Annotated in this window: 19 protein-coding genes; 14 read left to right on the top strand and 5 right to left on the bottom strand. The window is 70.1% G+C overall.

The features are described from left to right. Nucleotides 1-16: 16 nt before the first annotated feature. The gene (locus tag ACIQBL_RS44595; protein ID WP_401953833.1) at nucleotides 17-1246 is read right to left on the bottom strand and encodes a trypsin-like serine peptidase; all 1230 of its coding nucleotides are present in this window, start codon (nucleotides 1244-1246) and stop codon (nucleotides 17-19) included. A 308-nt stretch (nucleotides 1247-1554) separates the two neighbouring features. Between ACIQBL_RS44595 and ACIQBL_RS44590 the strand changes: the two genes are divergently transcribed. From ACIQBL_RS44590 to ACIQBL_RS44575, 4 genes are all read left to right on the top strand, one after another. Next, nucleotides 1555-3021, top strand: coding sequence for a diaminobutyrate--2-oxoglutarate transaminase family protein (locus tag ACIQBL_RS44590; RefSeq protein WP_401953830.1), 1467 nt, complete (start codon nucleotides 1555-1557; stop codon nucleotides 3019-3021). Nucleotides 3022-3123: 102 nt separating this feature from the next. Next, on the top strand, nucleotides 3124-5220 hold the full coding sequence (locus ACIQBL_RS44585; protein WP_401953827.1) for an IucA/IucC family protein: 2097 nt from the start codon (nucleotides 3124-3126) through the stop codon (nucleotides 5218-5220). Nucleotides 5221-5237: 17 nt separating this feature from the next. After that, on the top strand, nucleotides 5238-5975 hold the full coding sequence (locus ACIQBL_RS44580; protein ID WP_401953825.1) for a GNAT family N-acetyltransferase: 738 nt from the start codon (nucleotides 5238-5240) through the stop codon (nucleotides 5973-5975). 183 nt (nucleotides 5976-6158) lie between these two features. Next, nucleotides 6159-8141: an ATP-dependent DNA helicase gene (locus tag ACIQBL_RS44575; protein WP_401953823.1), complete on the top strand. Its 1983-nt coding sequence runs from the start codon at nucleotides 6159-6161 to the stop codon at nucleotides 8139-8141. 149 nt (nucleotides 8142-8290) lie between these two features. Here ACIQBL_RS44575 and lexA read toward each other — a convergent pair whose 3' ends face one another. Further along, nucleotides 8291-9070, bottom strand: coding sequence for a transcriptional repressor LexA (gene lexA / locus ACIQBL_RS44570; RefSeq protein WP_352111424.1), 780 nt, complete (start codon nucleotides 9068-9070; stop codon nucleotides 8291-8293). A gap of 564 nt (nucleotides 9071-9634) precedes the next feature. Between lexA and nrdR the strand changes: the two genes are divergently transcribed. The 3 genes from nrdR (at nucleotide 9635) to ACIQBL_RS44555 (ending at nucleotide 14118) form a co-directional block, all read left to right on the top strand. Beyond that, nucleotides 9635-10186, top strand: a complete 552-nt coding sequence (nrdR, locus tag ACIQBL_RS44565; protein ID WP_401953820.1) for a transcriptional regulator NrdR — start codon at nucleotides 9635-9637, stop codon at nucleotides 10184-10186. Between the two features lie 165 nt (nucleotides 10187-10351). Beyond that, nucleotides 10352-13252, top strand: coding sequence for a vitamin B12-dependent ribonucleotide reductase (locus tag ACIQBL_RS44560; protein WP_401953817.1), 2901 nt, complete (start codon nucleotides 10352-10354; stop codon nucleotides 13250-13252). 170 nt (nucleotides 13253-13422) lie between these two features. Then, nucleotides 13423-14118, top strand: coding sequence for a DUF6215 domain-containing protein (locus ACIQBL_RS44555; protein WP_401953814.1), 696 nt, complete (start codon nucleotides 13423-13425; stop codon nucleotides 14116-14118). Between the two features lie 19 nt (nucleotides 14119-14137). On the opposite strand, the gene ACIQBL_RS44550 is transcribed toward ACIQBL_RS44555, so the two are convergent. Further along, complete coding sequence (locus tag ACIQBL_RS44550) at nucleotides 14138-14671, bottom strand: TerD family protein (RefSeq protein ID WP_401953811.1); 534 nt, start codon at nucleotides 14669-14671, stop codon at nucleotides 14138-14140. 155 nt (nucleotides 14672-14826) lie between these two features. On the opposite strand from ACIQBL_RS44550, the gene ACIQBL_RS44545 reads away from it, so the two are divergent. From ACIQBL_RS44545 to ACIQBL_RS44535, 3 genes are all read left to right on the top strand, one after another. Continuing rightward, complete coding sequence (locus ACIQBL_RS44545) at nucleotides 14827-15432, top strand: YdbC family protein (RefSeq protein ID WP_401953808.1); 606 nt, start codon at nucleotides 14827-14829, stop codon at nucleotides 15430-15432. Between the two features lie 140 nt (nucleotides 15433-15572). After that, on the top strand, nucleotides 15573-16247 hold the full coding sequence (locus tag ACIQBL_RS44540; protein WP_401953805.1) for a histidine phosphatase family protein: 675 nt from the start codon (nucleotides 15573-15575) through the stop codon (nucleotides 16245-16247). Continuing rightward, a complete protein-coding gene (locus ACIQBL_RS44535; protein WP_401953802.1) occupies nucleotides 16244-17194 on the top strand; it encodes an ADP-ribosylglycohydrolase family protein in 951 nt (316 codons plus the stop codon). Before ACIQBL_RS44540 ends, ACIQBL_RS44535 begins: the two co-directional genes overlap by 4 nt. Before the next feature lie 214 nt (nucleotides 17195-17408). On the opposite strand, the gene ACIQBL_RS44530 is transcribed toward ACIQBL_RS44535, so the two are convergent. After that, nucleotides 17409-18956, bottom strand: coding sequence for an MFS transporter (locus ACIQBL_RS44530; protein ID WP_401953799.1), 1548 nt, complete (start codon nucleotides 18954-18956; stop codon nucleotides 17409-17411). 186 nt (nucleotides 18957-19142) lie between these two features. On the opposite strand from ACIQBL_RS44530, the gene ACIQBL_RS44525 reads away from it, so the two are divergent. From ACIQBL_RS44525 to ACIQBL_RS44515, 3 genes are all read left to right on the top strand, one after another. Beyond that, nucleotides 19143-19766: a TetR/AcrR family transcriptional regulator gene (locus tag ACIQBL_RS44525; RefSeq protein ID WP_401953796.1), complete on the top strand. Its 624-nt coding sequence runs from the start codon at nucleotides 19143-19145 to the stop codon at nucleotides 19764-19766. An 82-nt stretch (nucleotides 19767-19848) separates the two neighbouring features. Next, nucleotides 19849-20550, top strand: a complete 702-nt coding sequence (locus ACIQBL_RS44520) for a ribonuclease HII (protein ID WP_401953793.1) — start codon at nucleotides 19849-19851, stop codon at nucleotides 20548-20550. A 68-nt stretch (nucleotides 20551-20618) separates the two neighbouring features. Continuing rightward, nucleotides 20619-21260, top strand: a complete 642-nt coding sequence (locus ACIQBL_RS44515) for a hypothetical protein (protein WP_401953790.1) — start codon at nucleotides 20619-20621, stop codon at nucleotides 21258-21260. A 257-nt stretch (nucleotides 21261-21517) separates the two neighbouring features. Here the strand turns inward: ACIQBL_RS44515 and ACIQBL_RS44510 are convergent, their stop codons facing one another. Further along, nucleotides 21518-22153 carry a hypothetical protein gene (locus tag ACIQBL_RS44510; RefSeq protein WP_329349201.1) on the bottom strand — a complete coding sequence of 212 codons (636 nt, stop codon included), beginning with the start codon at nucleotides 22151-22153 and terminating at the stop codon, nucleotides 21518-21520. 368 nt (nucleotides 22154-22521) lie between these two features. Between ACIQBL_RS44510 and ACIQBL_RS44505 the strand changes: the two genes are divergently transcribed. Continuing rightward, nucleotides 22522-24681 carry a RecQ family ATP-dependent DNA helicase gene (locus ACIQBL_RS44505; RefSeq protein ID WP_401953787.1) on the top strand — a complete coding sequence of 720 codons (2160 nt, stop codon included), beginning with the start codon at nucleotides 22522-22524 and terminating at the stop codon, nucleotides 24679-24681. The last annotated feature ends 66 nt before the right edge of the window (nucleotides 24682-24747 follow it).

The raw sequence follows: 24747 nt of genomic DNA, 5'->3' as shown, positions 1-24747 counted from the left end.
CGAGCCTCGGTCGTGTCTACTGCCCTGCGAACTTCTTGCTGACCGAGTCGTACACGCCCTTGGCCACATCGCCCAGTCGCGGGCCCGCCAGCCAGCCCGAAGTCACCGGGCCGATCGAGGTGTTGGACACCAGCGCCGGCTTGCCGTCGGAGCCCGTCTCCACCCAGCCGCCGCCGGACGAACCGCCGGTCATGGTGCAGCCGATGCGGTACATCGTCGGGTCCGAGGCGTTGATCGACAGCCGCCCCGGCTTGTCGGTGCACTGGTACAGCGTCGAACCGTCGTACGGCTTCGCCGCCGGGTAGCCGGTCGCCGTGATGCTCGACACCTTCGGCACGGCCGGCGCGTCGAAGTTCACCGGCAGGGCCGAACCGACCGTCTCCTCAAGGGACTTGCCCCCGCTGCCCTTCTCGGGCGTCACATGGATCACGGCGTAGTCGTACGACGAACCCTGCCCGCCCGTCTCGCCGCCCTGGTCGATCCACTGCTGCGAGGTCCGCACCCAGTCGCCCCACCAGACACCGTACGGAGCGACCTGGTCCCGGGTGGCGGTCGTCAACCGCGCTGTCGTCATACCGGCGTTGTTGTACGACGGCACGAACGCGATGTTGCGGTACCAGCCGCCCTTCTTGCCCGCGTGCACGCAATGGCCCGCCGTCCACACCAAGTTGGACTTGCCCGGGTGCGCCGGGTCCTCGACGACCGTCGCCGAGCAGACCATCGTGCCCTCGGGGGAGTCGAAGAACACCTTGCCCGCCGTCGCCGCGTTGGCGTGGTACGTAGGCGACACGGCCTTCGCGTCCACCGCCGAGGGCGTCGGGTCGGTCACGCCCTGGTCACCGGAGATGTCGTTGGTGTCGACGCCCTTGTCCGGGTCGTTGGCGTCCCGCATCCGGCCGGAACTCCACAGCCCCTTGATGATCGGGTTGATGTAGTCGTCGGCCTCGCGCAGCCAGTCGTCCTTGCTCCAGTTCTTCCAGGCGCCGTGCTTCCACTTGTCGAGGTCGATCCCGTGCTCTTTGAGCTTGTCCTTGATGTTGTCCGGGATCTTGATCTTGCCGTCGCCCGTGTCGCCGCTGGTCGCGGACGCGGTCGACCGGCCGTCCGCCTTGGTGTCACCGGAACCGCAGGCGGTCGCGGTGAGCGTGAGCGCAGAGGCGAGGGCAACGGCGGCCAGCACGGGGGAGGTTCCGCGACGCGCGCTCCTCCCCCGACGGGCGGTGAAGGACGGCCGTATCGATCGCATGGTCTTGACTCCCCCTGGGTGAACGGATGATGCGCCGCGGCTGTGATCCCAGCCGCGACCAGTGGTGAGCTCACGCGGAACTCACGGCCTTCGGGAACGGCAACACACACTATGCGCTCGCTGTGGGGGACTTCCCACGGAACGGCAACGGTTCCGTCACGGCAAGGATCTTGAGGAAACCCGTAACCCCGCCGCCGGTACGGGGGTTGGCCCCGATGGGGTCCTGCTGCCGACGCGCGGTCCCCCGCGCCCGTGGCGACGCGAGACCTCAACTCGCCTTTGGACAGCGGGAGGGACGGGGAGCGGCCGTGGCCGAGTCTGTGTACGGGGGAGGTGGGCCCGCCGGGGGCGTGCCGGGCGGGTCCGGCGGGGTGTCCGCGGCGGCGCGTGGCGTGCCGGAGGGTGTCCTGGGGCGTCAGGCGGCGCGCGGGGCGCACGAGGGGATCCTGCGGCGCCAGGCGGCGCGCGAGTCGGCGGCACGCACCTACGCGCGCGCCCTTCCCGTCGTGCCGGTGCGGGCGCGCGGCCTGACCATCGAGGGCGCGGACGGCCGCCGTTACCTGGACTGCCTCTCGGGCGACGGGACGCTGGCCCTCGGGCACAACCACCCCGTGGTCCTGGAGGCGATCCGCGGCGTCCTCGACTCGGGCGCCCCGCTGCAGGCCCTCGACCTCGCCACCCCCGTCAAGGACGCCTTCGTCACCGAGCTGTTCCGCACGCTGCCGCCCGGACTCGCCGACCACGCGCGCGTGCGGTTCTGCGGCCCGTCCGGCACCGACGCCGTCGAGGCCGCGTTCAAGCTGGTCCGGGCCGCGACCGGGCGCACCGACATCCTCGCCTTCACCGGCGCCCACCACGGCATGCCCACCGGCGCGCTCGAAGCACCCGGCGACGCGTCCAGCGCCCGCGTCGGCCGCCTTCCCTCCCCGCAGGACTACCGCTGCCCGTGCGGCGTCGGCGGCGCGTACGGCGCCGAACTCGCCGCCCGCTGGGCCGAGTCCGTCCTCGACGACCCCGAGTCCGGTGCGCCGCGGCCCGCCGGAGTGATCCTCGAACCCGTCCTGGCAGAGGGCGGAGTGATCCCCGCCCCCGACGACTGGATGCGGCGCGTCCGCCGGATCACTGCCGCCCGTTCCATCCCGCTGATCGCCGACGAGATCCAGACGGGCGTCGGCCGAACCGGCGTCTTCTGGGCGGTCGAGCACAGCGGTGTCACTCCCGACGTGATGATCCTCTCCAAGGCCATCGGCGGCAGCCTGCCCCTGTCCGTCGTCGTCCACCGCGACGACCTCGACCTCCGCCAACCCGACGCCCACGCGGACGCGTTCCGCGGCAACCAACTCGCCATGGCCGCCGGTACGGCGACCCTCGCGTACGTCCGCGAGAACGGGCTCCCCGCCCGCGCGGGCGAACTCGGCGCACGGATGCTCGCCCAACTTCGGGGAGTGGCAAGCGAGTTCGCGTGTGTGGGGGATGTGCGGGGGCGGGGGTTGATGATCGGGGTCGAGTTCGTGGGTGGGAACACGGCCTCGCCGCAGCGGCTCGCGCACCGCCACCGTCCCGCCGCCGCTCCCGAACTCGCCGCCGCGGTCCAGCAGGAGTGCCTGGGCCGCGGCCTCATCGTCGAACTCGGGGGCCGCCACGCGAATGTCGTACGACTCCTGCCACCTCTCACGATCACCGACGAGCAGGCGACGGCGGTACTCGACCGCCTGTCCGACGCGGTGGAGGCCGTGGCCCGGGGTCGGACCGAAGGGGGACACCAACGCGGCTGACCCGTAGCGCCAGTTGCAGAGCACCCAAGTCCAACGCCCGCCAGAACATCCGGAGTCGGCGCGGTACGACTCCCACTCCGAACCACCTTCCGAGGAACTGTCTTGAACCCCACGCACACCCCTGACGGCCATTCCCAGGAGCCGAGTCCTCGGCACCCGCAGACCCTGACGGCGGCGTCGGCCGAGTCCGTTCCCCGGCAGCAGCCCCGCAGCCCGGAAACAGGGCAGCGGCGCGGCACCAACACCGACCTGCTGGAGCACCCGGACCCCCACACCGCCGCCCAGTCCGCAGCCGTCGAGAACCTCCTGCGCTGCTGGGCACGCGAAGCGAACCTCCCCGCTCCCGCCGACGGCACCCTCCGCATCCCCCTACCGGCCAGCGGCACGGCCCTGCTCGCGCAGGTCCACTACTGGTCTCCGACGGGCTGGCACCGCTTCGGCCCTCCCCACCTCGCCGAGGCTCCTCACGGCGCACCGCCCGCCGACGCGGTCACGGTCGCGGCGTTGCTCGCGAGGGAGACGATGGGGCGCGGTGGGGGATCGTACGTACCGGGTGTGGATGCGGAGTCCGGAACCGCAGCCGCGTCCGGAGCCGCAACCTCAGCCGCCACGGCACCCGATACCGCGACAGCAGAAACGTCAACCGCACCAGAAACGTCAACCGCACCAGAAACCCCAACCGCACCAGAAACCGTGACCGACCTCGTAGCCCGCGTAGCCGACTCCCTCCGCCGTACCGTCACCTTCATCACGGACCGCCGAGCCCGCCCGGCCGACGGCCCCGATCTCTTCCTCTCCGCCGAGCAGGCACTCCTGCTCGGACACCCGCTGCACCCGACCCCGAAGAGCCGCGAGGGTCTCTCCGAGGCCGAAGCCCGCCTGTACTCACCGGAGTTGCGGGGCTCCTTCCGGCTCCACTGGCTGGCTGTCGCCCCCTCCGTAGTCGCCACCGACTCGGCCTGGACCGAACGAGGCCGCCCGGTATCCGCCGCCGACCTCACGGCCCGACTCGCCGGAACCGAACTCCCCCTGCCCGAGGGCCATTCCGCGCTGCCCCTGCATCCCTGGCAGTGGCGCGAGATCCAGCACCGTGCCGACATCGCGGCCCTGCTCGACGCCGGCCTGATCCAGGACCTCGGTCCGCAGGGCGCGCCCTGGCAGCCCACCTCCTCCGTACGAACTGTCCACCAGTCCGGCGCCCCCGCCATGCTCAAGCTGTCCCTGGGCCTGCGCATCACCAACTCCCGTCGCGAGAACCTCCGTAAGGAACTCCATCGCGGCGTCGAAGTGCACCGTCTGCTGCGCGGCGGCCTGTCGAAGCAGTGGCAGGCCACCCACCCGGGCTTCGACATCGTCCGCGACCCGGCGTGGCTGGCCGTCGACGCACCCGGCGAGCGCGGCCCCCGCGTGCCCCTGGCCGGGATCGACGTGGTGATTCGGCACAACCCGTTCAGCGCGTCCGACGACGTGTCGTGCATCGCCGGGCTCGTCTCACCACGGCCGTACGCAGAACGGAACGCCACTGTCGGCGGACCGGCGACGACCTCGCTCACCAGCCACTCCCCGTCCGGCGGACCGCTGCGGTCCCGGCTGGCGGAGGTCGTCACGGGCCTCGCCGGGCGGACCGGCCGGTCGCGCGGAGCGGTCGCCGCCGAGTGGTTCCTGCGCTACCTGGAGCAGGTCGTCCGTCCCGTGCTGTGGCTGGACAGCGAGGCGGGAATCGCCCTGGAGGCACACCAACAGAACACGCTCCTCCTGCTGGACGCCGAAGGCTGGCCCACGGGCGGCCGGTACCGCGACAACCAGGGCTACTACTTCCGGGCGTCCCGTCGCGCGGAACTCGACGCCCGACTGCCCGGCATCGGCGAACACAGCGACACCTTCGTCTCCGACGAGGTCACCGACGAACGCTTCGCGTACTACCTCGCGATCAACAACGTGCTCGGTCTCATCGGAGCGTTCGGTTCGCAACACCTCGCCGACGAGCGGCTGTTGCTCTCCGCCTTCCGCCGCTTCCTCCGCGACGTGGCCTCCGGTCCCGCCAGGCTGCGCACCTCCCTGCCGGCCCACCTGCTCGACTCACCCGTCCTGCGCTGCAAGGCCAACCTGCTGACCCGACTGCACGGCCTCGACGAACTCGTCGGCCCGGTCGACACCCAGTCCGTCTACGTCACCATCGCCAACCCCCTCCATTCCTGACCGTCAGGAGCGTCACCGTGCCTCCCGCCAGCGCGCATACAGGTCACAGTCCAGGTACGGACAGCGAGGACACCCTCGTCCTCCGCCTGCCCGAGGAGTTCATCGCGCTCTGGGCCGAGGCGGACGCAGCCGACGCAGCCCCAGCCGACGCGGCGGACTACGAGACAGGCACTCCGACCGGCGACGATCTCCTCGACCGTGTCGCCGGCTGGGGGCCAACTCGCACCCCCGTAGGCGCCTTCCACCTCGTCCCCGTCCAGTTCGCGCGCGACCTCCCCCTGATCGACCGCTGGATGAACGACCCCGCAGTCGCGGAGTTCTGGGAACTGGCCGGCCCGCAGACGCTGACCGAGGACCACCTGCGCGCCCAACTCACCGGTGACGGACGCAGCGTCCCCTGTCTCGGCGTGCTGGACGGCACCCCGATGAGCTACTGGGAGATCTACCGGGCGGACCTCGACCCCCTGGCCCGGCACTACCCCGCCCGACCGCACGACACCGGCGTCCATCTGCTCATCGGTGACGTCGTCGACCGGGGACGAGGGCTGGGCAGCGCCCTCCTCCAGGCCGTCGCCGACCTCGTACTCGAAAGGCGCTCCGCCTGCGCTCGCGTCGTCGCGGAACCCGACCTCCGCAACACTCCCTCCGTGGCCGCTTTCCTGAACGCCGGTTTCCGGTTCGACGCGGAGGTCGACCTGCCCGCCAAGCGGGCCGCGCTCATGGTCCGGGACCGGTCGCTGCGCGATCGGCTGTAGCGCAGGGTGGCAGTGTCGTCACATTTTGTGCACTGCTCGGACCTGTCTGGTCCCGGCCCGAACCGACTTGATCCTCAACCGAACCGAAATCGCCCCCATCCGAAAGACCACCGGTCTTGATCCACCCCCTCCTCCCGCCTTGATCGCCCGGTTGTCAGTCCCGCCCCGTAGGGTGGTCGCGCTATGACGAAGCCCTCACTCCCCGAACTCCTGCATGCTGCCGTCACCGCCGTCGGCGGTTCGGAGCGCCCCGGCCAGGTGACCATGGCCGAAGCCGTCGCGGAGGCGATCGACGACGGCTCCCATCTGCTGGTCCAGGCCGGCACCGGCACCGGAAAGTCGCTCGGCTACCTGGTGCCCGCGCTCGCGCACGGGGAGCGTGTGGTCGTCGCGACCGCCACCCTCGCGCTCCAGCGCCAGCTGGCCGAGCGGGACCTGCCGCGCACGGTCGACGCACTGCAGCCCCTGCTGCGCCGACGCCCCCAGTTCGCGATGCTCAAGGGCAGGTCGAACTACCTGTGCCTGCACCGGCTACACGAGGGCATGCCGCAGGACGAGGAGGAGGGCCTCTTCGACCAGTTCGAGGCGGCGGCGCCCACCAGCAAGCTGGGCCAGGACCTGCTGCGGCTGCGCGACTGGACGGAGGAGACCGAGACCGGCGACCGCGACGACCTCACGCCCGGAGTCTCCGACCGCGCCTGGGCGCAGGTGTCGGTGTCCTCGCGCGAGTGCCTGGGCGCCCAGAAGTGCGCCTACGGAGCGGAGTGTTTCGCCGAGGCGGCCCGCGAGCGCGCCAAGCTCGCCGAGGTCGTCGTCACCAACCACGCGCTGCTCGCGATCGACGCCATCGAGGGCGCCCCGGTCCTCCCGCCGCACGAGGTGCTGATCGTCGACGAGGCGCATGAACTGGTCTCGCGGGTCACCGGAGTGGCCACCGGCGAGCTCACCCCGGGCCAGGTCAGCCGCGCGGTGCGCCGTGCCGCGAAACTGGTCAACGAGAAGGCCGCCGACCAGCTCCAGACCGCCGCCGAGGGCTTCGAGCGGCTGATGGAGCTCGCCCTGCCGGGCCGCCTGGAGGAGATCCCGGAGGACCTCGGTTACGCCCTCATGGCGCTCCGGGACGCCTGCCGTACGGTGATCTCCGCGATCGGCGCCACCCGTGACAAGTCCGTGCAGGACGAGGACGCGGTCCGCAAGCAGGCGCTGGCCTCCGTGGAGGCCGTGCACGACGTGTCGGAGCGCATCACCAACGGCTCCGAGTGGGACGTCGTCTGGTACGAACGCCACGACCGCTTCGGCGCCTCCCTGCGCGTCGCCCCCATGTCCGTGTCGGGCCTGCTGAGGGAGAAGCTCTTCGCGGACCGCTCGGTGACCCTGACCTCCGCGACACTGAAGCTCGGCGGCGACTTCAACGGCGTAGGGGCCTCCCTGGGCCTCGCCCCCGAGGGCACCGCGGGCGACGACCTGCCGCAGTGGAAGGGCGTCGACGTCGGCTCGCCCTTCGACTACCCGAAGCAGGGCATCCTGTACGTCGCCAAGCACCTCTCGCGCCCCGCGCGGGACGGTGATCGCGCCGACATGCTGGACGAGTTGACGGAACTGATCCAGGCGGCGGGCGGTCGCACATTGGGCCTCTTCTCCTCGATGCGGGGCGCCCAGCTCGCCGCCGAGGAGCTGCGCTCCCGCATCCCCGAGTACCCGATCCTGCTCCAGGGCGAGGAGACGCTCGGCGAGCTGATCAAGAACTTCGCGGGCGACCCGAAGACCTGCCTCTTCGGCACGCTGTCGCTCTGGCAGGGCGTCGATGTCCCCGGCCCCAGCTGCCAGTTGGTCGTCATGGACAAGATCCCGTTCCCGCGTCCGGACGACCCGTTGATGAGCGCCCGCCAGAAGGCGGTCGAGGACGCCGGGGGCAACGGCTTCATGGCGGTGGCCGCCACCCACGCGGCGCTCCTCATGGCCCAGGGCGCCGGCCGTCTCGTCCGCGCGTCGGGGGACCGGGGTGTGGTCGCCGTCCTGGACCAGCGGCTGGCCACCGCCCGCTACGGCAGCTATCTCAAGGCGTCACTGCCCGACTTCTGGTACACCACGGACCGCGACCAGGTCCGGAGGTCGCTGGCCGCGATCGACGCGAAGGCGAAGCAGGGGGAAGCGGAATCCGAGTGATCCGGCGCTCCGGGGCAACACCGCCCCGGAGCGCGCCGGTTCGGCTGCCGGTTCCGGACCCCGGACAGCACAGGACCCCGGAACCGGCGCAGGGGTCCCGGGGTCCGGTCAGGGGGCGGGGCCGAGGGGCCCGCCCGCCGCAGCCGCCGTCACACGCGCCGCAGCACCGCCACCACCTTGCCGAGGATCGTCGCGTCGTCGCCGGGGATCGGCTCGTACGCCGCGTTGTGCGGGAGGAGCCAGACGTGCCCGTCCTCGCGCTTGAAGCGCTTGACGGTGGCCTCGCCCTCCAGCATGGCGGCCACGATGTCGCCGTTCTCGGCGACCGGCTGGCGGCGCACGGTGACCCAGTCGCCGTCGCAGATCGCGGCCTCGATCATCGAGTCACCGACGACCTTGAGGACGAACAGCTCACCGTCACCGACCAGTTGGCGGGGGAGGGGGAAGACGTCCTCGACCGACTCCTCGGCGAGGATCGGGCCACCGGCGGCGATACGGCCCACCAGTGGGACGTACGACGCGGCCGGCTTGCCCGCGGTGTCCGTGGGCTGCACCGACGAGGACTGGTCGCTGCCGCGGACCTCGTACGCGCGCGGGCGGTGCGGGTCGCGGCGCAGGAAGCCCTTGCGCTCCAGTGCCATCAGCTGATGTGCGACCGAGGACGTGCTGGACAGGCCCACGGCCTGGCCGATCTCGCGCATCGACGGCGGGTAGCCCCGTCGCTGCACCGAGTCCCTGATGACCTCGATCACCCGGCGCTGCCGGTCCGTGAGTCCCGAGCTGTCCGCCCGGATGCCGGGAGGTCGGCCTGGGAGGGAACGCTTGTGTCCCTCGGGATTCGCGGCTTCGTTCATTGCATGCACCGGCTCGAGTCGGCCCTGGGAGCGATCCTGGGCAGTGATGGTGGCACTGTCTGCGGTGGTGGTCACGTCGGCCCCTCTCGATGGTCTCCCTGCTGGACAACGGTAGTTGCTTTCGAAAGGTTGCGCCAAACACACGTTCGAGTGAAAAATCGCGGATGGCCTCCCGCGACCATGTGTCTGGGTGTATGGCTGACGCTTCACCTGGTGGACGAAGAGCCCATCGCTGCCCTCTTCGCCGCCCGGGTGGTGACCTTGTAGGTTGTCGCCTCAGTCTGCCACCCGGTGTCCCGGCAGTCGGGGGCCGGTCCCGTTCCGTGCGGGAGCCCCACGCCTCCTCCGTGCCGCGCTCACGGTATCCCCGTAAGTGCCCTGGCGGTACGGCTGTGCGCCCGAGTGTTCGGGGTGACGGTATGGCCGTATGGCACATGCCAATACGGGTGCGACACGCGCGTGCGGCGTGTTTGTGTGAGCCAATCACCACATCTAGTGGTTGGATTGCGGCAGCAGCCCAGAAGTTGTGGTCCCCCGGGTCTCCGCAGTCTCGGCCATCCCCTATGCTTGGGGCTGCTTCGAGAGGCCCAAGGGGTCTCCCGAGGCTATTGAGTCTGCTGTGAGGGAGGGTTGGAGATCATGCACTGCCCCTTCTGCAGGCACCCCGACAGCCGTGTCGTCGACAGCCGTACGACCGACGACGGTACGTCGATCCGCCGACGCCGCCAGTGCCCTGACTGCTCCCGTCGTTTCACGACCGTGGAGACGTGCTCGCTCATGGTGGTCAAGCGGTCCGGAGTCACCGAGCCTTTCAGCCGTACCAAGGTCATCAACGGTGTGCGCAAGGCATGCCAGGGACGGCCTGTCACCGAGGACGCACTCGCCCAGCTCGGCCAGCGGGTCGAGGAGGCCGTGCGGGCCACCGGAAGCGCCGAACTGACCACCCATGACGTCGGGCTGGCCATACTCGGCCCGTTGCAGGAGCTCGACCTCGTCGCGTATCTGCGATTCGCCTCCGTCTACCGGGCGTTCAACTCGCTCGAGGACTTCGAGGCCGCGATCGTGGAACTGCGGGAGGCGACGCCTGGACCCGCCGCGGACGACGAAGACGCGGGATCGGGGAGCCAGGAAGACGACGGTGGGTCCGGAGGGACTGTTCAGGTCCCCGTGCCCGCCCACTCCGCCGACTGACCGACGGGCCGGAACCGGGCGGAGACCCCGGATCCGGTCGGACAGCGGCGGACCAGAACTTGTCGCGGAGCCATGAGCGTGTGGGCTGCCGTGACACCAGACAAACACTCTGCCACGGGAACATCGTGGCATTTCAGGGCGTTTTTGCCTGTAGAGGGAGGCGGCATGACAGAGACGGCGAGCGGTCCGGCACGAGGTTCCCGTACGAAGGGCACCAAGACCACCAAGGGACTGCGCATCGAGCGTATTCACACCACCCCCGGCGTGCATCCGTACGACGAGGTGGAGTGGGAGCGTCGTGACGTCGTCATGACCAACTGGCGCGACGGCTCGGTCAATTTCGAGCAGCGTGGCGTCGAGTTCCCCGCCGAATGGGCGGTGAACGCGGTCAACATCGTCACCAGCAAGTACTTCCGCGGCGCTGTGGGCACCCCGCAGCGCGAGGTGAGCCTCAAGCAGCTCATCGACCGCATCGTGAAGACGTATCGGAAGGCCGGCGAGGACCACAAGTACTTCGCCTCGCCCGCCGACGCCGAGATCTTCGAGCACGAGCTGGCGTACGCCCTCCTGCACCAGGTCTTCAGCTTCAACAGCCCCGTGTGGTTCAACGTAGGGACCCCGCAGCCCCAGCAGGTCTCGGCCTGCTTCATCCTCGCCGTCGACGACTCCATGGAGTCGATCCTCGACTGGTACAAGGAAGAGGGCATGATCTTCAAGGGTGGTTCGGGCGCGGGCCTCAACCTGTCCCGCATCCGCTCCTCCAAGGAACTGCTCTCCTCCGGTGGCAACGCCTCGGGACCGGTCTCCTTCATGCGCGGCGCCGACGCCTCCGCGGGCACCATCAAGTCCGGCGGCGCCACCCGCCGCGCGGCCAAGATGGTCATCCTGGACGTCGACCACCCCGACATCGAGGACTTCATCCAGACCAAGGTCAAGGAAGAAGAGAAGATCCGCGCGCTGCGCGACGCGGGCTTCGACATGGACCTCGGCGGCGACGACATCACGTCGGTGCAGTACCAGAACGCCAACAACTCGGTCCGCGTGAACGACACGTTCATGAAGGCCGTCGAGAACGGCGACAAGTTCGGCCTGACGTCCCGCATGACCGGCGAGGTCATCGAGGAGGTCGACGCCAAGGAGCTCTTCCGCAAGATGGCCGAGGCCGCCTGGGCCTGCGCCGACCCGGGCATCCAGTACGACGACACCATCAACCAGTGGCACACGTGCCCGGAGTCCGGCCGTATCAACGGCTCGAACCCGTGCAGCGAGTACATGCACCTGGACAACACGTCCTGCAACCTCGCCTCGCTGAACCTGATGAAGTTCCTCAAGGACGACGGCAAGGGCCACCAGTCCTTCGAGGTCGAGCGCTTCGCCAAGGTCGTCGAGCTCGTCATCACCGCGATGGACATCTCCATCTGCTTCGCGGACTTCCCGACCCAGAAGATCGGCGAGAACACGCGCGCGTTCCGCCAGCTCGGCATCGGCTACGCCAACCTCGGCGCCCTGCTGATGGCGACGGGCCACGCGTACGACTCCGACGGCGGCCGTGCCCTCGCGGGTGCCATCACCTCCCTGATGACCGGCACGTCGTACAAGCGCTCCGCCGAACTCGCCGCGGTCGTCGGCCCGTACGACGGCTACGCCCGCAACGAGCAGCCGCACCTGCGTGTCATGAAGCAGCACGCCGACGCCAACGCCGTGGCTCCGCGCGCGGACGACCTGGACACGCCCATCTGGGCCGCGGCCACGGAGTCCTGGCAGGACGTGCTGCGCCTCGGCGAGAAGAACGGCTTCCGTAACGCGCAGGCGTCCGTCATCGCCCCGACCGGCACCATCGGTCTCGCGATGTCCTGCGACACCACCGGCCTTGAGCCCGACCTCGCCCTGGTCAAGTTCAAGAAGCTGGTCGGCGGCGGCTCGATGCAGATCGTCAACGGCACCGTCCCGCAGGCCCTGCGTCGCATGGGCTACCAGGAGGAGCAGATCGAGGCGATCGTCGCCCACATCGCCGACAACGGCAATGTGATCGACGCCCCGGGCCTCAAGCAGGAGCACTACGAGGTGTTCGACTGCGCCATGGGCGAGCGCTCCATCTCCGCGATGGGCCACGTCCGCATGATGGCCGCCATCCAGCCCTGGATCTCCGGCGCGCTCTCCAAGACGGTCAACCTGCCGGAGACGGCGACCGTCGAGGACGTCGAGGAGGTCTACTTCGAGGCGTGGAAGCTGGGCGTCAAGGCGCTCGCGATCTACCGCGACAACTGCAAGGTCGGCCAGCCCCTCTCCGCGAAGACCAAGGAGAAGGAGAAGGTCGAGGTCACCGCCAAGGCCGAGGAGACCATCCGGACCGCGGTCGAGAAGGTCGTAGAGTACCGCCCCGTCCGCAAGCGCCTCCCCAAGGGCCGCCCGGGCATCACGACCTCCTTCACGGTCGGCGGCGCCGAGGGCTACATGACCGCCAACTCCTACCCGGACGACGGTCTCGGTGAGGTCTTCCTGAAGATGTCGAAGCAGGGCTCGACCCTCGCGGGCATGATGGACGCCTTCTCGATCGCCGTCTCCGTAGGCCTCCAGTACGGCGTGCCGCTGGAGACGTACGTCTCGAAGTTCACCAACATGCGCTTCGAGCCGGCCGGCATGACGGACGACCCGGACGTGCGGATGGCGCAGTCGATCGTCGACTACATCTTCCGCCGCCTGGCGCTCGACTTCCTGCCCTTCGAGACGCGCTCCGCGCTCGGCATCCACTCCGCGGACGAGCGTCAGCGTCACCTGGAGACCGGTTCGTACGAGCCGTCCATCGACGATGTCGAGGTCGACGTGGAGGGCCTCGCCCAGTCGGCGCCCCGCGCCCAGGAGTTGAAGGCTGTGGCCGCGCCGACGGCCGTGGCCGAGGCGACCAAGCCCGCCCCGCTGCAGGCGCACACCAGCGCCGAACTGGTGGAGATGCAGCTGGGTATCCAGGCCGACGCCCCGCTGTGCTTCTCCTGCGGCACGAAGATGCAGCGGGCCGGTTCCTGCTACATCTGCGAGGGGTGCGGGTCGACCAGCGGCTGCAGCTGATCAACCGCAGCTGCTTGAAGTGAACTAGCTGGTCAGGGCGGCGGAGTCGGTATCAGGACTCCGCCGCCCTCGGCGTTTCCCGGCCCGGGGCGAATCCGGTTTCCCAGGGGAACGATCAGCGGTTAATCTCCCTCGACGCACATAGCGTGCGCACAGGGGAGGGTGGGGGCATGGTCGACGATTCCGTCGAACCCGAAAGAGGCATGAGGGCGGGGGCCCAGGCAGTCGCGGCGGTGGTGGTGGTCGGCGGCATGGTGGGCGGTATGTGGGGACTTGGGGGAGTCCTGCCCAAGACGTCGGCACAGGACGGCAAACCGGCGACCTGCTCGGCGAGCGCGGACAACACCCTGCCGGCGAAGTACGTTTCGCCGACGAAGCTCTGCGCGGCGCTGAACCGCGCGGACCTTCCGGTGCTCCTGGGGACTCCGGACGAGCACGCGGAGTCCGCCTCGGGGAGTTCGGGCTGGATGACGCTCGCCGGCGGCACCAAGATCGCCAGCCCTGAGGCAGACGTCGACCTGAGGACGTATTCGGTGCGGCTGTCGGCGTCCTACGACGACATTCCCGTCGCCGAGGCGGCCCGCTATGTGGACTCCAGCTCGCAGGTGAAGACGGTCCTGGGGCGCCCGGCCGTCCTCTACTCGGACCGTACCATCGCCATCAGCTTCAACCTCGGTGGCGGCAAGGCCAGTACGGGCCCCGGGGGCGTCGCCCGCAGTCTGCTGGTCTCCATGAGCGCGAAGGACCGGGGCGACTCCTTCGAGATATCCATCTGGCGTCAGGACGACGTGCCGCCCGACGATGAGGCGCTGTTCCGTATCGCCGAAGAGGTGCTGCCGACGGTCCCGGGCTGGACCGCCGGCTGACGAGCCGTCCGCGACGGGCTCAGGGCTGCTGCGCCCTGCCCATCGTCCGGGTGAAGGTCGCGGGGTCGTCCTCGAAGCCCTGGATGCCGGGGTGGAAGTCCCAGCTTCCGGAGTCGTCCCGGACGAACTCCCCGACCGTCGCCGCCGTCGCACCGAGGACGTCACCGAAGTCGTCCTCGGTGAGGACGGTGTACCCCTCCCGGATGCGCAGTTTCGGGTTGAGGACGTTGACGAACGTACGGTGGGCGACACGCTGTTGGATGACGACACCGACCACCACGCGCGCGTACCGGTCGGCGAGCCGGTCGAGCTCCAGGGTCATGACCTCGTCCCAGCCGAAGCCCTTGCCGTCCTTGCTGTCCCGGTTGAGATAGATGGTGCCGTCGGGGGAGCGGCTGTCGAAGTGCACCGCGTACGCGGGAGCGCCGTACAGGTCGCCCGCCACATAGGTGGTGGCGACGATGTCCAGATCGACGGGCGGCTGCCCGGTGGGACTCGGATCCCACTGGAGCCCGACTTCGGCCTTGCGGATCCCCTTGTTGAGGCCGTTCACCACAGTTCCCCTTCCCCGTTCGCCTCGATCGCGCGCCCCAACTACTGGGCGATCAGCGTTCGTTGTCCATCGTGCCACGCGCGCGGGGGCGCATGCGCCGACGATCTCAGCCGGAGCGTGACCGGCGCCACGCTCCGTGGCCTTACGATGGCGCGGTGCTGGTCAAGTGGATTCGCTGCACCGTCGTGGACCGCCGCGGCTTCGAGCGCGGGCAGCGAAAGTGGGCGGGGCTGCTGGGTGAGCCGGGATTTCGGGGACAGGGGGGAGGCTGGAGCAGAGCACGGCCAGGAGTGGCGCACATCTTCGCGTTCTGGGAGAGCCGTGCCTTCTACGACTCCTTCATGGCCCGATCCCACGACCGGCTGGCGTCGGCCCAGGCGGGCACCTTCAAGGACGCGCAGGTCAAACTGTTCGACCACCGCTTCGACGTGAAGACCGGCTTCGAACCGCGCTTCACCGACGCCGACCTGGTGCGGGTGGCGCTGTGCCGTGTCCACGAGGAGCGCGCCGAGCACTTCACGCTGATGCAGGAGAAGGTCTGGAATCCCGCGATGGCCGGTTCCCCGGGCATGCTCCGCGGGCTGTTCGGCGAGGCCCCGGGACACGAGTTCATGGTGCTGTCGATGTGGCACTCGGCCGCCGAACACGGCAAGTACCGGACCGAGCGGGTGGAGCGGCTCGCCCTGAGGGCCCAGATCGAGGCGGACGTCGCGTCCCTCACGGGCGACATCGTCCAGCTCGAACCGGGGTGGACAGTTTGATATCCGGACTGACGGCGTCGACGTCCCGGTGTGTGAATCGTGCGCCCCTATGTGGCCCAACGGGCACAATTTGTGTGACCTACGCCGTATGGAGCCCGTACGAGTGCTCGATATGCCGTCACTCGATCTAGGGTTTTGGCATGGCACGACCACGGCGCATCGTCCTTGTCCGGCACGGCGAGTCAACGGGCAATGTTGATGACACTGTGTACGAGCGTGAACCCGACCATGCCCTGGCGCTGACCGACCAGGGTTGGCGACAGGCGGAGGAGACCGGCAAGCGGCTGCGGGAGGTGTTCGGCCGCGAGCGCATCAGCGTGTACGTCTCCCCGTACCGCCGCACGCACGAGACCTTCCGCGCCTTCCACCTCGACCCCGACCTCGTGCGGGTACGCGAGGAACCCCGGCTGCGCGAACAGGACTGGGGGAACTGGCAGGACCGCGACGACGTACGCCTCCAGAAGGCGTACCGGGACGCCTACGGGCACTTCTTCTACCGCTTCGCCCAGGGCGAGTCCGGTGCCGACGTCTACGACCGGGTCGGCGGCTTCCTGGAGAGCCTGTACCGCAGTTTCGAGGCCCCCGACCACCCGCCGAACGTGCTCCTGGTGACACACGGCCTGGCGATGCGGCTGTTCTGCATGCGCTGGTTCCACTGGACGGTCGCGGAGTTCGAGTCGCTGTCGAATCCGGGGAACGCCGAGATGCGGATGCTCGTTCTGGGAGACGACGGCAGGTACGCCCTGGACCGGCCGTTCGACAGCTGGCGGGACCCGGAGCCGTACGGGATCAGTGGACAGGGTGCGGAGCGATGATCGCCGACTCCTCTCCCACCTCCCCCGACTCTCCGCACGCTCTCGACGCCGACGACCTTCTCGACGCGCGCCTGGGCCGCGCCCTGGCCAGCCTGCGCGGACTGGCGGTGGGTGACGCGCTGGGCTCCCAGTTCTTCGTGCCGGTGAACTACCCGCTGCTCAAGCGCGGGAAGCTGCCGCCGGCTCCCTGGCAGTGGACGGACGACACGGAGATGGCCTGCTCCGTGGTCGCGGTCCTGGCCGCCCACCACCGCATCGACCAGGACGCGCTGGCCCGTTCCTTCGCCGTGCGCCACGACTTCGACCGCGGCTACGGCCCCGCGGTCAACCGGCTGCTGCGCCTCGTCCGCGAGGGCGGCGACTGGCGCGAGCTGTCCGCCGCGCTCTTCGACGGACAGGGGTCATGGGGCAACGGCGCGGCGATGCGGATCGCACCCCTGGGCGCCTGGTACGCGGACGACCCCGAGCAGGCGACCCACCAGGCGGAGATCTCGGCCTACCCCACACACCAGCACCGCGAGGCCGTGGCCGGCGCCATGGCCGTCGCCGCGGCCGCCGCACTGGCCGCGTCCCCCGACGGCCCGCCCAGCGGCGAGGCACTCCTCGACGGCGTCATCGCCCTTGTACCGAAGAGCGCCGTCGGCGCGGGGCTGCGGCGCGCCCGCGACATGCTCGACTACGCCGACGCGGGTACCGTCGCGGCCGTCCTGGGCTGCGGACGTCGTACGACAGCTCACGACACGGTCCCCTTCGCGCTCTGGTCGGCTGCCCGCGGGCTCGGCGACTACGAGCGGGCGTTCTGGGCCACCTCCCAGGTCGGTGGGGACGTGGACACCACGTGCGCGATCGTGGGCGGCGTGATCGCCGGCGGTACGGCGGGGGCGCCGCCCGCAGAGTGGGTGGAGCGGACGGAGGCGCTGCCCGACTGGGTGCCGACGTCCGTCTGACGCCTTCAACTCCTCGTCCTGCGGCGCCGTCCGCACACCATCGAAACTCTCTGTGCCCGTTGGGAACTCTCCGTGACCGCCCGGCCGTTGTCCTGGCAGCTGCTGTGTGACACATGAGTCCACACGGCAGACAGGGCACGACAGCTGTAGGGGGTGGGTGGTCATGAGGATTTCGCTGGAGCCGGTCGGTCGGGCCCCGACCGGGCCCGACCGGTCAGGCGATCCCCGGACCCGCCGTGCCCGCGAGGGCCTCGAGATCGCTCTTGCGGACCCGGATCACGAACCAGGCGGTGGCCAGGGCGAGTACGGCCATCGCGGCGGCCGGGATGAAGGCCGTCGAGATGCCGTGCGCGAGCACCTCGTGCCCCCACGGCGCGGGCAGCCGGTGCGACTTGGCGAACTCGGCCTTCTGCTCGGCCGAACCGTGGGAGAGGAACTTCGGCAGCTGCTTCTTCGCCTCGTCCCTGCTGGCCGAGCCGAACACCGTGGTCAGGATGGACAGACCGAGCGAACCGCCCACCTGCTGCATGACGTTGAGCAGCGCGGAGGCCGCGCCGGCCTCGTGCGGGGAGACACCGGAGACGGCGGTCACCGTCAGCGTCACGAAGTTCAGGCCCATGCCGAAGCCGAACACCAGCATGGGGCCGAGTACTCCGTCGACGTACGAACTGTCCGAGCTGATGAGGGTCTGCCAGGCCAGCCCGATCACGGCGAGCGCCGAGCCCATGAGCATGAAGGGTCGCGGCCCGAGCACCGGCAGGAACCGTTGGGACAGGCCCGCGCCGGCCGCGATCACGACCGTCACCGGCAGGAAGGCGAGACCCGCCTGGATCGGGCTGTACCCCAGCACGTTCTGCACGAAGAGCACGATGTAGAAGAACATGCCGAACATCGCGGCGGCCAGGCTCAGCATGATCACGTAGGTGCCCGAGCGATTGCGGTCGGCGAACATCCTGAGCGGGGTGATCGGCTCCTTGGCCCGCGACTCGGTGATCGCGAAGGCCACCAACAGGACGATCGCCGCGGCGAAGGACCCGATGGTCAGGCTGTCGCGCCACCCCTTGTCCGCCGCGCGGATGAAGCCGTAGACGAGGGACGCCATGCCCGCCGTCGAGGTCAGTGCGCCCGCGATGTCGAAGCGGCCGGTGTGCCGTTCGGACTCGCTGATGTACAGCGGTGTGAGCACGGCGATGAGCAGACCGATCGGCACGTTGACGAAGAGCACCCAGCGCCAGTCGAGCCACTCGGTGAGCATGCCGCCCGCGAGCAGACCGATCGCGCCGCCGCCCGCCGAGACCGCGGCGAAGACTCCGAACGCCCTGTTCCGCTCCGGGCCTTCGGGGAAGGTGGTGGTGATGAGTGCCAGCGAGGTGGGCGACGCGATCGCGCCACCCATGCCCTGAAGGACGCGCGCGGCCAGCAACTGCCAGGGTTCCTGGGCGAGTCCGCCGAGCAGCGAGGCGAAGGTGAAGAGCAGGATGCCGGTCGTGAAAACCCGGCGCCGGCCGAGGATGTCACCGGCCCGGCCACCGAGAAGCAGCAGGCCGCCGAAGGTGAGCGTGTAGGCGCTGACGACCCACGTGAGGTCGGTCGTGCTGAAACTGAGCGCGGCTTGAATATGCGGGAGGGCGATGTTCACAATCGTCGCGTCGAGTACCACCATGAGTTGGCAGGCCGCGATGACCGCGAGCGCGATGCCGGGATGCCCCTCCCGGCGGGCCGCCCCTGGTTTCGGTTCCTGAATCAACTGAGAGGTTGTCACTATGGGTCCCCCACAAGTGAGTTAGTGAACGCTCGCGTTCACTGCCGCGTCAACGGTAGTGAGTCCCCGACAGTGAACGCAAGCGTTCACTTAACTCGCCTTCGTGTGGCGCGTCCCCGTCGCTGCCGCGTGACGCATCCCCGATCCCCGGAATCCCCCATTCCACTGCTCGCTGGAGACACTCAGATGGTTACTTCGGGCTGGACGGCCGCCCCCGCTCGGACGGCCTCCCTCCGCCGCCGCGGCGCCGTGCTCGAACGCGCGATCCTGGACGCTGCACTGGAGCAGCTCAGTACGGTCGGATGGAACGCCCTCACGATGGAAGGCGTCGCCGCCGGCGCCCAGACGGGCAAGGCCGCGGTCTACCGGCGCTGGTCCTCCAAGGAGGACCTCGTCGCGGACGCGTTGCAGGCCGGACTGCCGCGTCTGGACGACGCGCCCGACCTGGGAAACGTGCGCGGGGATCTGCTGGCGCTGTGCACGCAGGCGCGCGACGCGATGTTCTCGCGCCCCGGATTCGCCCTACGCGCGGTGATTCACGAATGCGACACCGTGCAGGCGGAGCGCTTCCATGGCGTGATCTTCGAAGGGGTCGTGGAACCGACGATCCGACTGCTCCGCGAGGCCATTGACCGAGGAATAGAGCGGGGCGAGGTCCGCTCCGACGCGTCCAACAGCTATGTCATCGATGCCATCCCGGCCATGATGATGTACCGCTCGAAGATGTGCGGCAGCGAATGGAGAGACGTCGACATCGAGGAGATGATCGACCAGTTGATGCTTCCGCTGCTCCGGCCCGGCGGTGCGTGACGCCTGACCGGGACGGTCGTGGAGGAGCTTGGGGAAACCTGGGTGTCGCAGGGGGTACCGGGCGGCGTACCCTGAGGGCGCCATGCCGTACGAACCACCCACTCACGCCGTCGAGCGCTCACTCCGCGCCACGACCGGAGCCAAGGTCATTGCCGGCGTCGACGAGGTGGGGCGCGGCGCGTGGGCCGGACCCGTCACCGTCTGCGCGGCGGTCACCGGACTGCGCCGACCCCCCGAAGGCCTCACCGACTCCAAGCTCATCGCGGTCAGACGACGCACCGAACTCGCCGAGGAACTCCGCAAGTGGGTGACCGCGTACGCCCTGGGGCACGCGTCCCCCGAGGAGATCGACGACCTGGGGATGACGGCCGCGCTGCGGCTCGCCGCGGTACGGGCCCTGGAGGCCTTGCCGGTTCGCCCCGACGCGGTCATCCTCGATGGGAAGCACGATTACCTGGGGGCTCCTTGGCGGGTCCGTACGGTGATCAAGGGCGACCAGTCGTGTGTGGCGGTCGCCGCCGCTTCGGTGATCGCCAAGGTTCAGCGCGACAAAATGATGGCCGAACTGGGCATCGACCATGCAGACTTCGCTTTTGCGGCCAACGCCGGGTATCCGTCACCCGTGCACAAGGCCGCGCTGGAGGAGCGGGGACCCACCCCGTACCACCGGTTGTCGTGGGCGTATCTTGATGCGCTGCCCCAGTGGCGGCACCTCAAGAAGGCCCGCAGCTGGGTGGAGGGAACCGTTCCGAAGATCGAGGGCCAGCTCGGCTTCGACTTCTGACTGTTCCGCTCGCACTCATGTGCCACCCCCTGGCGCGAGCCGCACCAACGTTTGATAAAAATCAGCTCATGCCTCTCATTCCCGAGGAGCCTCAGATTCACGAGAGTGCCCAGGGTCCCCGCGCCACTCCGGCCAGCGGCCGCGTCGCGCCGACCCCCCGCCCTGTACCCGGCCCCCGCCCCGCGGCTCCGTCGCGTCCCGGTCGCCCTGGCCCCCTGCGGCCGACGGCCCCGGCGCAACGCACGCCGCGTGACGTGGCCGTGGCCAAGCCCGGACCCTCGGGTCCGGCTGCTCCCACCGCCTCCGACACCGCTGTGGCGACCCCGCAGATCCAGTTGGTCCCGGCCTCGGCCGAGGGCGCGCTGGACGCCGCCGAGGAAGCCGTCGACCTGCTCCTGGAGTCGGGCCGTACCCCCGGTGACGTGCTGGTGATCACCACCGGCGAACCGCACCCGTGGGCCGCCCACGAACTGTCCTTCGGCGAAGCGTCCTACTGGGCGCAGCACGACGCGCGCGACGACGTCTTCTACGCGGACGCCGCCGTCGCGGGCCGGGCGGCGTCCCGTCCCGTCGTCGTGGTCGCCGTCAACGGAGGTCCCGCCGCCGTTGCCGCCACCGCTCTGCCCCTGGCCCTCGGCCGGGCCGGTGCCCTGCTGATCGTGTGCGGCGACCCGCAGCAGATCAACTCGGTGCTGGGCGCGGGCGTCTGAGCCGTCTCCGGGACTCCCGGAGAGCGACGGCGGTGGTGTCAACGCCGTCGCGACGGTCTGTGCACGGTGGGGCGTTCGGCGTGCGCGGATTACGGTCGTACGGCAGGCGAAACGTGCCTTCCGTGGGGGGCTTCTTCGCGTGCGGTGCGCGTGACCGGGCGTGCGGGAGTCTCCGCCCGGGGCGGCTCGGCGTCGTACGGACTCCGTAGTGGTGGCGTGTGGCGGCGCGCGGTCCGGGCGTGGTGCCCGGACCGGGTTCAGCGGGCCGCGGCGCGGCGCAGGACCTCTGAGGCGGCGCCGCCGGTGCGGGGCAGCAGGGGCGGTACCTCGGACATGGCGAAAGGTTCCGGCGCGGAGTCCGCGCTGGGCCGTCGGCCGCCGCGCCCCTCGCCGAGCACCTGCCAGCCGTCGCGGGTCAGCGTGATGTAGGCCCCACAGCGCAGCCCGTGCAGCGTGCAGGCGTCACGCAGCCCCCACATCCACGCGCCGTCCTCCTCGGTCCACCGCGCGTCGCCCTCACGGCAGTAGAGCAGCACGGCGGTGCGCACCGGCGTACGGCGGCGCAGATCGTGCGGGATGACCCGGCGCAGCTGCGCGAGCAGCGCGTTGCGGAACATCCAGCCGTCGGCCGGGGCGGACCGCCGGACGAACGAGGCGCTCGCGAGCAGTCGCTCGTCCGGGTCGAGGACGGCCACGATCGCGGTCGCCGGTCTCGGGCGATGCCGGGAGTGCAGTCCGCTGACGACCTCACGGGGATTGCGCAGCAACGGGATTCCGGCGGCGGCCCATTCGGAGGGTTCGAGCAGACGGGCGAGGGGGTTGGCGGAAGCGGCGGACAGGTCGGCAGACGTCGACGTGGATGCCGCGGAGGACGGAGCGAATCCGAAGGTCACGGTCCTCCCTTCGGCTACGCGCCCACACTACGGGCGGGGTCGGATTCGGGGGAGCGCACACCGCAGCAGAGCCCTACCGGATCACGGACGAGCCGTGCGGGGAGCGGACTCCAATTCTTCCTGTCGAACTGGGATGCGGCAACGAGCAAATGGGGCCACAGACCCTTATCCGGCGGTCTGTGGCTTATATCCCTACCCAATGCGTCGCCCGGCGACGCCTGGGACGTTCGAGCACGACACTTTCGTACGCCATTGACGTGCGGGAGGTCCAGAGGGCGCTGGTCGGCCCGGGTGCGGGAGCCGGTCCCGCGGGCTGCTTCACGGCGGCGGATTGGGCCGTTGTCAGTGGCGTGAGGTTGCATGGGGGGATGAGCAACCAGGAGCTGCGCGCAGAGGCCGACGCCATCCTCGCCGAGCTGGTCGGTGACCCGAGCGGTACGGCGCGGCTGCGGGAGGACCAGTGGCAGGCGGTGGCCGCTCTCGTGGAGGAGCGCCGGCGCGCCCTGGTGGTGCAGCGCACCGGCTGGGGCAAGTCGGCGGTGTACTTCGTCGCCACCGCCCTGCTGCGCCGGCGTGGCTCCGGACCCACGGTGATCATCTCGCCGCTGCTGGCGCTGATGCGCAACCAGGTCGAGTCGGCGGCGCGCGCCGGTATCCGGGCGCACACCATCAACTCGGCCAACCCGGAGGAGTGGGACAGCATCTACGGAGAGGTCGAGCGCGGCGAGACCGACGTTCTCCTGGTGAGTCCCGAACGGCTCAATTCCGTGGACTTCCGCGACCAGGTCCTGCCCAAACTCGCGGCCACGACCGGCCTGTTGGTGGTCGACGAGGCGCACTGCATCTCCGACTGGGGACACGACTTCCGCCCCGACTACCGCCGGTTGCGCGCGATGCTGGCCGAACTGCCCGCCGGCGTACCGGTACTGGCCACCACCGCGACCGCCAACGCGCGCGTGACCGCCGATGTGGCCGAGCAGTTGGGCACGGGCGCCGGAGAGGCCCTGGTGCTGCGCGGTCCGCTGGAGCGCGAGAGCCTGCGCCTCGGGGTGGTCCAACTGCCGGATGCCGCACACCGTTTGGCCTGGCTCGCCGAGCACCTGGACGAGCTGCCCGGCTCGGGGATCATCTACACGCTCACCGTGGCCGCCGCCGAGGAAGCCACCGCCTTCCTGCGCCAACGGGGCTTCAAAGTCGCCTCGTACACCGGGAAGACGGAGAACGCCGACCGGCTGCAGGCCGAAATCGACCTCCAGGAGAACCGGGTCAAGGCACTCGTCGCCACGTCGGCCCTGGGTATGGGCTACGACAAGCCGGACTTGGGCTTCGTCGTCCACCTCGGCTCGCCCTCCTCACCGATCGCCTACTACCAGCAGGTGGGGCGTGCGGGACGCGGTGTCGCCCACGCCGATGTGCTGCTCCTGCCGGGCAGGGAGGACGAGGCCATCTGGCGCTACTTCGCCGATACGGCCTTCCCGCCCGAGACGCAGGTCCGCCAGACCCTCTCCGCCCTCGCCGACGCGGGACGACCGCTGTCCGTGCCCGCCCTGGAGACGGCGGTGGACCTTCGGCGCAGCCGCCTGGAGACGATGCTCAAGGTCCTGGACGTCGACGGAGCCGTCAAGCGCGTGAAGGGCGGCTGGGCGGCCACCGGAGCCGAGTGGGTGTACGACGCCGAGCGGTACGCGTGGGTGGCCAAGCAGCGGGCCACCGAGCAACAGGCCATGCGCGACTACGTGAGCGCGTCCCAGTGCCGGATGGAGTTCCTGCGCCACCAGCTGGACGACGAAGGGGCGGTGCCGTGCGGCCGGTGCGACAACTGCGCGGGCGCCTGGATCGATTCCTCCGTCTCGGCCGAGACGTTGACAGGGGCGACGAAGGAACTCGACCGCCCTGGAGTGGAGGTCGAGCCGCGCCGGATGTGGCCGACCGGGATGCCCGCGCTGGGCGTCGACCTCAAGGGCCGTATCCCGGCCAAGGACCAGTGCTCCACGGGGCGTGCCCTGGGGCGTCTCTCGGACATCGGCTGGGGCAACCGACTGCGCCCGCTGCTGGCCGAGAACGCGCCTGACGGCCCGGTCCCCGACGACGTCCTGAAGGCCGCGGTGGCGGTCCTCGCCGACTGGGCGCGCTCTCCGGGCGGTTGGGCACCGGACGTCACGGACGCCTCCGCCCGGCCTGTGGGAGTCGTGGCCGTACCGTCACTGGCCCGCCCGCGACTGGTCGGTTCCCTCGCCCAGGGCATCGCGACCATCGGCCGTCTCCCCCTCCTGGGCACCCTGACGTACACCGGACCGGACGGCACGCACGCGGCACGCCGCAGCAACTCCGCGCAACGCCTCAGGGCCCTGTCCGACGCCTTCGCCGTCTCCGAGGACCTGGCCGGCGCCCTGGCCGCCACTCCAGGCCCGGTCCTGCTCGTGGACGACTACACCGACTCCGGCTGGACCCTCGCCGTCGCCGCCCGATTGATCCGCCGGGCAGGGGGCGAACAGGTTCTTCCGCTGGTTCTCGCGGCGGCAGGCTGAGATTCCGGTGCCGGAGTCCGGGGGTGGACACCCTGATCAGGTAAGCCGATACGGCCGTACCGCACC

It is taken from the genome of Streptomyces sp. NPDC088350, assembly GCF_044753545.1.
Lineage (GTDB): Bacteria > Actinomycetota > Actinomycetes > Streptomycetales > Streptomycetaceae > Streptomyces.
The sequence above is the reverse complement of the archived record's forward strand: the minus strand, read 5'-3'. Positions and strand labels throughout refer to the sequence as shown.